The following is a 10,730-nucleotide window of genomic DNA, read 5'->3' as shown; positions in this document are numbered from 1 at the left end:
AATTAGTGTAAAAACAATTGTAGCCAAAACAGAAAAATTTAATTTAGAGCACCCTGTTGAAAAAGTTTATCTGCAATTTGATAAACCTTATTATGCCGTTGGCGATACCGTATGGTTTAAGGTGTATATAACTATGGATGTACACATACCTTCAAATATTAGTAAGGTTGTTTATGTAGATATTTTAAATAGTAAGGATTCAATAGTGCAAAAATTAAAACTACCTGTGTTAGGTAGTACTGCTTTTGGAGATATATTACTAAACAAGCCTCTTTACAAACAAGACAACTATCATATAAGGGCATATACTAACTGGATGCGTAATTCAGACGCGGCTTACTTTTTTAATAAAACTATACCCGTTGGCAACGGTGTTGATAAAGATGTTATTACCAATGCCACAATAACAGGTTTGGTTAAAAGCGGTAACGCAAAGATTGATGCTATAATTCATTACAATACCCCGGATGGCCGCGCATATTCAGGTAGAAAAGTAAGCTGGAAGATACAAAGCACTGATGACGAAACATTAGGCAAGGGTAAAGAAACTACAGATGCACTGGGCAATGCAAACATCACATTTACAACCAAAAAAACCGATGGTCTAAATACGGCTATGTTGGTTACGTCTCTGGATCTGGACAACAAATCATCCAATAATTCATTTTCACTAAAACATGTTGGGGCACCAATGGACGTTCAAATTTTCCCGGAGGGCGGCGACTTAATAAACGGAATAAAAAACAGGGTGGCTTTTAAGGCTATAAAGCCTAATGGATTAGGCATTGATGTAAAGGGTACAATTACAGATAATACAGGTGCGGTAGTAGCTACCATAGCAAGCCAGCATTTAGGTATGGGCGTATTTGAGCTGCAGCCCGAAAATGGTAAAACCTATAAAGCAAGTATAACTTTTCCGGACGGCACACAAAATAATTACAATTTGCCTGCTGCAAAAAACAACGGTATGACAATAAATGTATCAAATGCCGATCCTGAAAAAGTAATTATTACCTACTATGCAAGCGATGAATTTTTTCAGGCTAACCGGAATAAAACTATTGGTACCGTAGGACAGGTAGGGCAAATAATTTGTTATGGAACGCAAATTCCTTTGGTAACCAAGGCGTGGTCGCGTTCTGTGCTTAAAAGCAGCCTTACCAGTGGTATTGTTAAGTTTACAATTTTTGCGCCAAACGGTGATGCATTAGCCGAGCGCAGTGTTTTTGTACAACGCGATGATCAGTTAAAAATTGATCTGAAAACAGAAAAAACATCCTATGCGCCAAGACAAAAGGTAACTGTTAATGTTTCGGCAAAAAAGGCTGCTGCGCCGTCAGAGGCTAATTTATCAGTAACTGTTATTGATGAAACAAAGGTGCCTTATGATGAAAACTCAGAAACAACTATCTTAACCAGTTTACTACTCACGTCTGATTTGAAGGGATATGTTGAAAAACCCAATTATTATTTCAATAACCCAAATGATAAAACAAAGGCCGATCTTGATGTATTAATGCTAACCCAGGGATATACTCGTTTTTTATATAAAGATATTTTAGCCAACAGAATACCCGCTGTTAAATTTAAACCTGAAGACGGTATAACCATATCCGGCACGTTGCGCACAGCTTTGGCTATGCCAATATCAAAGGGCATCGTGAATTTTTCTATAAAGGATAAGTATGTTTTCTTACACACCGTGACTAACCCGGTGGGTGAATTTAGGTTTTCAAAAATGTTTTTCCCCGACTCTGTAAGCGCCGTGCTGGACGCAAAAGGTAGTATTAATAGTAATAACCTCATGATCATGATTGATAGCGACCCTTATTTGCCGCCTACAATTAACAACACTGCGCCTGATGAGATTGCTAATATTGATACAGCGTTGGTTGCATACCTTAAAAACAATAAGCAACAAACTATTAATTCGCATGTGTTAAAAGAGGTGGTTATAAAAGACAAGGTTTTTGAAAAGAAGCCCAGTCATGATGATTATCCGTCGCTTATGGGCCTAAGCAGTATACCAGACCAGCAAATTGCAGGAACTAGCTTAATAGCCTGTACAAACGTATTTGAATGTTTGCGAGCCATGACCGCCGGCTTAGTATATGATGATGGGCAGATGTACGTAAGAAGGGGCCACACAACAGGCGACAGCTCAACACCTGTAGCTATATACTATAATGGATTACCCGTTGATTTTAATTTTTTATCAAGTATTGATCCTAAAGACGTAGAATCTGTAGAGATATTTTTGTCGGATGGTGTAAGCGGAGTTAATAGAAATACAGGCACAAAAGGTATTATAGTAGTAAATGCAAAAAAAGTTAATAAGCCAAAAATGACACAAGATCAAATTAAGGCATTATTAGCTTCGATGGCAAATAGCTCAACAAGCTTTTCGCCCAAAGGTTATACCATGCCAAGGGCTTTTTATAACCCTAAATATACTGTAGCCGGCAACTCGCCAATAGGTGGAGATTTACGAAGTACTGTTTATTGGAGCCCAAGGGTAATAACTGATAAAGCAACCGGTAATGCAACTTTTGAATATTTTAATGCTGATGCCAAGGGCAGTTACCGCGTTATAATTGAAGGAATTGATGCCGATGGCAATATTGGGCGCACAGTTTATCGCTATAAAGTACAATAGCCCCCTCAATTTATTTAAAAGGCTCGCGTGTTTTCGCGGGCCTTTTTACAATGTAGCTATTGCTTTAATGTTGATATGTTAAAAACATCGGGCTTAGGCTTTAACGCTTTACAATTACTTTTATAACATGAAGTTTAAGCACTACACTAAACTATTGTTATTGCTTTTTACAGGTATTATACTGGCATCCTGCCACAGTAAAAAGGCAGTGATGAAAGGTGAGGCGGGGGCGATAGTAAAACCCCAGGCAAGTATAGCCGATAAATACGCGCAAATTATGGGGGTTGATAAGAGTGATATTAAAAATGGCCGCTTATACAATTTTATTGAGTTATGGACAGGTACTCCATACAAATTTGGCGGGCTTGATAAAGATGGAGTAGATTGCTCGGGGTTAGCCTTATTATTAGAACAACAAGTTTACGGTATTACAATTCCGCGCATTACTTATCAGCAGGCGGCGGTTATTAAGCGTAAATACGAAGAAGAGTTAAAAGAAGGCGACCTGGTGTTTTTTGATTTTGACGGAAAGGCGTTAAGTCATGTAGGCGTGTACCTTCAAAACGGTTATATAGTTCATGCCAGTTCAACAAAAGGGGTAATGATAGTTAAATTACGTAGCCCATCTATGTATAAATATTTTTCGCGTGCCGGTTCAGTTAAAACAGAGCTTGTTTCGGCACAAGGCGTTGAAAATGAATAAATCTCTTTAATCTTTTATATCTATAGCTAATATAATTTAATAATTTTGTTCGCGTATGTCAAAACAAGATTATTCATTCTGGACAAAATATAAGCGATTTGCCGGTACCGAAATACTATTATATGTAATAATGATATTAGGTATAATACTGGGCATATGGATATTTAGTTAAATACCAATATCGGGCATAATCATTACTACTTTAGTAAGGTGGCGAAATTAACCTGGCTATACAATTTGCACTTTTAAAATTAAATAGGCGAAATTGTTTATTGTGATGATTTTTTTAGATTTTTGCGCTTTACATTCCTGACTTATAAATTATGAAACTGAATTTAGTACGCCCGCTGGCTTTCTTTGACCTGGAAGCTACAGGGATAAATATTGGCGCTGATAGGATTGTTGAGATATCAGTAATTAAACTTCATCCCGATGGAAGTGAAGATGTTAAAACATGGCGCATAAACCCCGAAATGCCTATTCCTATTGAATCATCATTAATACATGGTATTTATGATGAACATATAAAAGACGAGCCTACTTTTAAAGCCATAGCGCCTTTAGTTGCTCAATTTATTGATAATAGTGATCTGGCCGGCTTTAACTCTAACAAATTTGATATCCCTATGCTGATGGAAGAATTTTTAAGAGCTGGAGTTTTGTTTGACCTTGATAACCGTCATTTTGTTGATGTACAGAATATATTTCACCAGATGGAGCAGCGTACTTTAAAAGCCGCTTACCAGTTTTATTGCAGCAAGGATATTATTAATGCCCATAGTGCCGAAGCTGATACGCGTGCCACCATGGAAGTGCTGTTGGCGCAAATAGAAAGATACGAGAACCAGGAATGGGAAGATAAAAAAGGCAATAAAAGCATACCTGTTGTAAACCATGTAGAGGGCCTGCATAAATTTACCAACCTAAACCGCCCTGTTGATTTTGCCGGCCGGTTAGCGTTTAACGACGAAGGCGAAGAAGTATTTAACTTTGGTAAGCATAAAGGCAAAAAAGTAGAGGATATATTTAACGTTGAGCCAAGCTATTATTCATGGATGATGCAGGGCGATTTCCCTTTATATACCAAACGCAAGCTTGAGGGAATATACAAACGCTGGAACGATAAAAAACAAGCCGAACGCCAGCAAAAAACGGCACAACCAAAGCCTGTTGCACAAGAGATAGCAAAACCAGAGGCCCCAAAGCCTGTATCTCAAAAAATCTTTAATAAACCTTTTGAAAACAAACCTTTTAAAAAGAAGGAAGAACCAGCGGTGCCGGTAAATGAAGATATGCTGAAATTGTTGGCCGACAAATTTAAGAAGGGGTAGTAATGAAAGATGGTGATCAAAGATCAAAGATTAGGTATTGCAATTTCAACCAATCTGTAATCACTAATCTTTAATCTTCAAAAAATCAATATTACGTTTTAATCCGTTAAACTTAGTACGCTTAACTGCCGAGTTTTTAAATACTTTTTGGAAAATATCTTCGGTGATCTCTTTTAGATCATTGCTGTTTAAGTGCAGTAATTCCGGGTGAGGATGAAACGCGGGCTCATTATGTAGTACCGAAAATTTGTTCCATGGGCAAACGTCCTGGCAAATATCGCAGCCAAACATCCAGTTGTCCATTTTGCCTTTAAACTCCTGTGGTATCTCATTTTTAAGCTCAATGGTTAAGTAAGATATACAACGGCTGCCATCAACCACATAAGGGCCTACAATCGCCTCGGTAGGGCAAGCGTCAATACAGCGTGTGCAGGTACCGCAATGGTCGGCAGTGGGCGCTATATCATATTCCAGTTCAAGGTCAACAATCAACTCCGCCAGGAAAAAGAAAGATCCCGTTTTTTGATTGATCAAATTAGTGTTTTTTCCTATCCAGCCCAAGCCTGCCTTTTGTGCCCAGGCTTTGTCCAGTACCGGTGCCGAATCTACAAACGCGCGCCCGCCAACTTCGCCTATCTTTTCATTAATAATTTGCAGTAATTGCTTTAGCTTATCTTTTATTACGGTATGATAATCTTGCCCATAAGCATATTTGGATATTTTAGGCGCCAGCGGATCTGACTGTATATTATCTGTATAATAATTCAATCCTAAGGAAATAACAGATTTAGCGCCATCAACCAATAAACGCGGGTCAAGGCGTTTATCAAAATGGTTCTCCATGTATTGCATCTCGCCGTGCATGCCTTTATTTAGCCACGATTCCAGTCGGGGTGCCTCCTGCTCTAAAAAATCAGCTTTGGCAATACCGCAAAATATAAAGCCGAGGTTTTTGGCTTCGGCCTTTATCAATTCGCTATATGCCGACCTGTTTTGTTGCATTTGTACAAAGATAACACAAATAAAAAACAGACTTTTTTTAATAATGTTATTCTAAATAAAAGCATCATGGAAAACACAGCATATAATGAACCAAAAGACGACCAGATCACCAATGATGATACGGCCGTAACCAATAAGGATGGCGATAATGATTTGGAGAAAGGGGAGCAGCCAACCGAACAGAACAACCCTGATGAAGAACGTATACCAACCGTAACTCCCGATAATGATAATGACGACCCTGAAGACGAAAATACCTCAAACAAAGGGCAGGGGCCAAAGGGAGAGAATTTGTAAAAAAAAGATTGATGTAAGTGTTTCACAAATTAATGAAACACATGAAACACTATTTTAGGTTAACGTATTTATTTTTAGCATTTTGACAAAATTAGTGAAACACTTTGAAATAGTACTAATACTTTAGGTAAAACATGATAAATGTCTTATAATAAGTATTTTATGATGCTTTTTCGATTTTTGCAAATTTGGGGTGAAACACCTGATGTGAAACACTTTTTTTCAAAAAAAAAGACCTCGCAGACAAACAAAAAAGCCGCATCAGGATGCGGCTTTTTTACTAATAAATATGCTTTTCAAAAATTCCCCCTTTAGGGGGCTGGGGGTTAAAAGCTGTTTCTAATACTATTGCTTAAAGTTTTGGCACTCCAGTAGCCGCTACCTAAAATGCGACGTATGGTCATTAACGGATCATTCGGATCGCGTTTTTCTGCCAGTTGGAAAGCTATTTTAAAGCCATGTTTATGTAATTCGCCAAAGCCTGATTTGTTCCATATACCAAACGGGTAGGCAAAGTAGGTTATTTTTTTACCGGTTATTTCTTCCAGTTTTTGTGTAGGCTTATCAATCTGGATAACCCAATCGTCTTTTTTAGGATTAGGATCATGTTTGTATTTGCTGGTCATGTGGTGGTCCCAGGTATGGCTGCCGATAACGTTGCCCGCGTCTGATAGCGCCTTAACCTGCTCTTTAGTCATATAATGCGGGCGGCCTATAGATACGGTCATTACAAAATACACTGCCTTATAGCCGTATTTCTTTAGTTCGGGCGCGGCAATGGTATATTGATCTTCGTCAGTATCATCAAACGTAAGCATAATGGGTTTTTTAGGCAACGCTGCACCGGTTGTAAGGTATGCATATAACTGATCGGGCAATATAGTATGGTAACCGCTATCAGCCAGCATTTTAATGTGTTGTTTAAAGTTTGCTATCTGTATAATATAATCTTTAGCGTTTTTAGAATCTTTAGGTCGCCAGTCGCGTATTTGGTGATAACATATTATTGGTACTTGCTTACGCGCCATAATAACAGCAGGGTTAGTTCCCTGGGCAATAACCGAACTGCGAACAGATAATAATGTAAGGATTGAAAGTACGGAGATAGATAGTTTTGACATAAAGTAATGAATTATTGTTAAGCGTGTATGTCATTTCGAACGGTAGTGAGAAATCTATACATTGCTAAATAACATCAGGTGTATAGATTTTTTCGCTCTCACAGGCTTAGCTCAACCCACTCAAGAGAAAGTTCTCCTCGTTTCGTTGAAATGACAGAGGTTTTTTTAATTTTTATGGTTGTAAAACAATTCGTTTGCCTTCGTTGATAGATCTTTTGGCAGCATCTAAAATTTCCATGGCTATCATATTGTATTTTAATGATGGCTGGTCGTCAGTGCCGGGTATCTGTCCGCGAATTACAGCAGTAACATAAACTAATGGGTCATTGTTTGGTGCGGGTATAGCTTTAGTTGAGCTAACCAATCCTAAATTTCCTTCTTTAAGCCTGAACTGAACATTGGTGCCATCAAAAGCATGTATAACACCTCTTTCTCCCCAAACTTCCATATCCTTTAAATTTAATGCCCAGTTCCATGATGCTTCAATTACCGCGGTTGCAGTAGGGTATTCAACAATTATTTGCGCGTCGTCTTCAACTTTTGGATATACAGATGGTTTATAATGTTTGGCAATAGCAGTAACCGCAATTGGGCGCTGGCCATGCATTAACCAGGTAGCCAGGTCAGAGCCATAGCAGCCAAAATCATTAAGCGCGCCTGCTCCGTTTAAAACCGGATCAGTAAGCCAAGCCAAAAATTCAGGACTACAGCCAATTTCAACCGGGCCACGGTGGCCGTCGCGTATTACCATTTTGCGTATTTTACCTATACTATCCTGGTTAACTTTATCATAAATATATTGGAACGACGAGTACCAGGTGGTTTCGTAATTGGTTAATAATTTAATATTGTATTTATTGGCCAGGGCTTCCATACGTTTGGCTTGTGCCAATGTAGCTGCCAATGGTTTTTCAACCATAACCGGTATATGCAGCGGCGCGCATAGCTCAACAATATCAACGTGTTTGCCTACTGCATTATAACCTAACATAACTTCGGGCCTGGTAGCCTTAATCATTTTGTTTACATCATCAAAATAAATTGAATCTGGCAAGTTATAACGTTTCTTGTATTTTTCCCACAGGGGCCTGCTGGGTTCATATACACCAACTACGTTTGCGGTGCCTTTTTTCCATTGATTAAAAAAACCAACAATGTGGTCATGGTTCAGTCCATATACGCCTAAACGTAAGCGGGTGTCCTGCGCATTTGCCGAAGCGAATGAGCAACTAAAAAAAACAGCTAATAGGATCAGCTTTTCAAAATAAAATTTACTTTTCATTTGATAGAGAATAAGGGAAAGAATTTGCGTTAATACCTCTAAGTTTATTTGGTTGGGCAGACATTTTGAAGTCGATTACACCTCCCTGTAACAGATCAGTATGGCTTACCCAGTTATAATTGTAGAGTTTTTGGTTAAAACTCATGGTGCTAATATACTTATTGTTTTCGCTATTATTTGACGCGTTTATAATTAATGTATTGCCGTTTTCAAGGTGCAATGTTAGGTTTTTAAACAGCGGCGCGCCTAATACATATTGGCCGCTGGTGGGGCACACCGGGTAAAAGCCCATAGCCGAAAAAACGTACCAGGCAGATGTTTGTCCATTATCTTCATCGCCGCAATAACCATCGGGCGTGGCTTTATAAAGCTTGTCCATTACATCACGAACGTGGTATTGGGTCTTCCATGGCTCACCCGCATAATTGTACAGGTATAACATGTGCTGTATGGGCTGATTGCCATGCGCGTATTGCCCCATATTTACTATCTGCATTTCGCGTATCTCATGGATAACCTCGCCATAATAACTATCGTCAAAAATTGGCGGGATGGTGAATACCGAATCCAGCTTCTTAATAAACTGCTGCTGGCCACCCATTAGGTTAACTAAGCCTTGTATGTCATGAAAAACACCCCACGTATAATGCCAGCTGTTACCTTCGGTAAAGGCATCGCCCCATTTAAAGGGGTTAAATGGCGATTGGAACTCGCCATTTTTATTTTTACCACGCATCAATCCCGTTGTTTTATCAAACAGGTTAACATAGTTCATGCTGCGTTTTTTGTAAATATCGGTTTCTGCCGTAGGGCGATTTAGCGCTTTGCCTAATTGATAGATGGAAAAATCATCATAAGCATATTCTAATGTACGTGCGGCGTTTTCGTTTATCTTAACATTATAGGGTACGTAACCTAACTTATTATAGTAATTAACGCCTTTACGGCCGGTGCCGTTAGGGCCCTCTTTGTTAGCGCCATGTAGTAACGCTTCGTATAAAGTATCAATATTATAGCCCCGCAAACCTTTTAAATAAGCTTCGGCAACTACTGATGCCGAGTTATTGCCTATCATCACATTAGCATATCCCGGGCTTGACCACTCTGGCAACCAGCCGCCTTCTTTGTAATCATTAATCAGGCCCTCCTGCATTTCTTTGTTGATGGATGGATAAACCAGGTTAAGAAATGGATAAAGCGCCCTAAAGGTATCCCAAAAACCGGTGCCGCCAAACATATAACCCGGCATGGTCTTTCCGTTGTATGGGCTGTAGTGAACTATCTGGTTATTGGCATCAACTTCATATAATTTATTGGGGAAGAAAAGCATGCGGTAAAGGCAAGAGTAAAACGTGCGCACCTGGTCTGTACTGCCCCCGGCTACAGTTAACCGGCTTAGGGTTTTGTTCCATACGGTTTTTGCTTTTTGCTCGGTACTGTCAAAATCATCCTTGCCAATTTCTCTTTGCAAATTCAGTTCGGCCTGCTCCATACTTATAAATGACGAAGCAACTTTTAAATGCACTTGTTCGCCTTTGGTGGTTTTAAATCCTATGACTGCGCTGGCGTGTTTGGCTTCGAGGGATTGTCCATCTTTTAAGGTGCTGTCACTATAAGTATGCGATAAGGTAAAATCTTTATCAACATATATTACAAAGTAATTTTTAAAGTTTTTTAGCGGACCCCGTGCAAATTTGGTAGAGTAACCTATTATCTCTCTTTTTTCGGGGATGATTTTTACATATGATCCCTTATCAAAAGCATCAATCACAATAAATGAGCTGTCTGTTTGCGGATAGGTAAACCTAAATTGCGCGGCGCGTTCGGTAGGAGTGATCTCTGTAGTAACATCATGATCGGCCAGGTAAACGCTGTAATAATAAGGTTTGGCTACTTCGGCCTTATGCGAGAACCAGCTGGCCCTTTTATTCTGCGATACTTTTAAACGGTGCGTTACCGGCATTATAGAAAATTGTCCATAATCATTCATCCATGGTGATGGTTGATGGGTTTGTTTAAAGCCGCGTATTTTATGCGCGTCGTAAGTATATTGCCAGCCATCGCCCATGGCACCGGTTTGTGGTGTCCAAAAATTCATACCCCAGGGTAGTGCAACAGCAGGGTAGGTGTTACCGTTTGATAGGTCGTATTTAGAGTCGGTACCCATTAACGGGTTTACCCATTCTTCCGGGTTATTTACTGCAGTTTTAACCTGTTGTGCAAATGCTTGTACCGATGTAATCAGCAAAGCAAAAAGAAGTATTTTTTTCATTAATAAGGGTTAAAACAATGAAGGATTACCCCCGGTTTTTAATTTGCCTAAATGTTTATAGGCGCT

Annotated in this window: 8 protein-coding genes; 4 read left to right on the top strand and 4 right to left on the bottom strand. The window is 39.2% G+C overall.

The window, feature by feature from the left end; all coding sequences use genetic code 11:
- The 3 genes from JWP71_RS15450 to JWP71_RS15440 all read left to right on the top strand — a co-directional run.
- Positions 1-2,656 (top strand): carboxypeptidase regulatory-like domain-containing protein (locus JWP71_RS15450; RefSeq protein WP_299501766.1); only part of this gene is annotated, 2,656 nt, incomplete at its 5' end.
- Positions 2,657-2,783: 127 nt separating this feature from the next.
- Entirely contained in the window at positions 2,784-3,359 is a 576-nt protein-coding gene (locus tag JWP71_RS15445; RefSeq protein WP_299501764.1) for a C40 family peptidase, read from the top strand.
- A 323-nt stretch (positions 3,360-3,682) separates the two neighbouring features.
- Positions 3,683-4,690: a 3'-5' exonuclease gene (locus tag JWP71_RS15440; protein WP_299501762.1), complete on the top strand. Its 1,008-nt coding sequence runs from the start codon at positions 3,683-3,685 to the stop codon at positions 4,688-4,690.
- Between the two features lie 63 nt (positions 4,691-4,753).
- On the opposite strand, the gene queG is transcribed toward JWP71_RS15440, so the two are convergent.
- Positions 4,754-5,692: a tRNA epoxyqueuosine(34) reductase QueG gene (gene queG, locus JWP71_RS15435; RefSeq protein WP_299501760.1), complete on the bottom strand. Its 939-nt coding sequence runs from the start codon at positions 5,690-5,692 to the stop codon at positions 4,754-4,756.
- 66 nt (positions 5,693-5,758) lie between these two features.
- Here queG and JWP71_RS15430 point away from each other — a divergent pair, with 66 nt between their 5' ends.
- A complete protein-coding gene (locus JWP71_RS15430) occupies positions 5,759-5,989 on the top strand; it encodes a hypothetical protein (protein ID WP_299501758.1) in 231 nt (76 codons plus the stop codon).
- A gap of 326 nt (positions 5,990-6,315) precedes the next feature.
- Here JWP71_RS15430 and JWP71_RS15425 read toward each other — a convergent pair whose 3' ends face one another.
- From JWP71_RS15425 to JWP71_RS15415, 3 genes are all read right to left on the bottom strand, one after another.
- Positions 6,316-7,110, bottom strand: a complete 795-nt coding sequence (locus JWP71_RS15425; RefSeq protein WP_299501755.1) for a polysaccharide deacetylase family protein — start codon at positions 7,108-7,110, stop codon at positions 6,316-6,318.
- A 172-nt stretch (positions 7,111-7,282) separates the two neighbouring features.
- Positions 7,283-8,392, bottom strand: coding sequence for a Gfo/Idh/MocA family oxidoreductase (locus JWP71_RS15420; protein WP_299501753.1), 1,110 nt, complete (start codon positions 8,390-8,392; stop codon positions 7,283-7,285).
- Entirely contained in the window at positions 8,382-10,664 is a 2,283-nt protein-coding gene (locus JWP71_RS15415; RefSeq protein ID WP_299501751.1) for a GH92 family glycosyl hydrolase, read from the bottom strand. Before JWP71_RS15415 ends, JWP71_RS15420 begins: the two co-directional genes overlap by 11 nt.
- Positions 10,665-10,730: the final 66 nt, after the last annotated feature.

Origin of the sequence: Mucilaginibacter sp., assembly GCF_028287845.1 — a bacterium.
Taxonomy (GTDB): Bacteria; Bacteroidota; Bacteroidia; order Sphingobacteriales; family Sphingobacteriaceae; genus Mucilaginibacter.
The sequence above is the reverse complement of the archived record's forward strand: the minus strand, read 5'-3'. Positions and strand labels throughout refer to the sequence as shown.

Excerpts from the sequence above, each read along its gene's own strand:
- JWP71_RS15415 (WP_299501751.1), bottom strand. The coding sequence starts at position 10,664 with ATGAAAAAAATACTTCTTTTTGCTTTGCTGATTACATCGGTACAAGCA.
- JWP71_RS15425 (WP_299501755.1), bottom strand. The coding sequence starts at position 7,110 with ATGTCAAAACTATCTATCTCCGTACTTTCAATCCTTACATTATTATCT.
- queG (WP_299501760.1), bottom strand. The coding sequence starts at position 5,692 with ATGCAACAAAACAGGTCGGCATATAGCGAATTGATAAAGGCCGAAGCC.
- JWP71_RS15420 (WP_299501753.1), bottom strand. The coding sequence starts at position 8,392 with ATGAAAAGTAAATTTTATTTTGAAAAGCTGATCCTATTAGCTGTTTTT.
- JWP71_RS15445 (WP_299501764.1), top strand. The coding sequence starts at position 2,784 with ATGAAGTTTAAGCACTACACTAAACTATTGTTATTGCTTTTTACAGGT.
- JWP71_RS15430 (WP_299501758.1), top strand. The coding sequence starts at position 5,759 with ATGGAAAACACAGCATATAATGAACCAAAAGACGACCAGATCACCAAT.
- JWP71_RS15440 (WP_299501762.1), top strand. The coding sequence starts at position 3,683 with ATGAAACTGAATTTAGTACGCCCGCTGGCTTTCTTTGACCTGGAAGCT.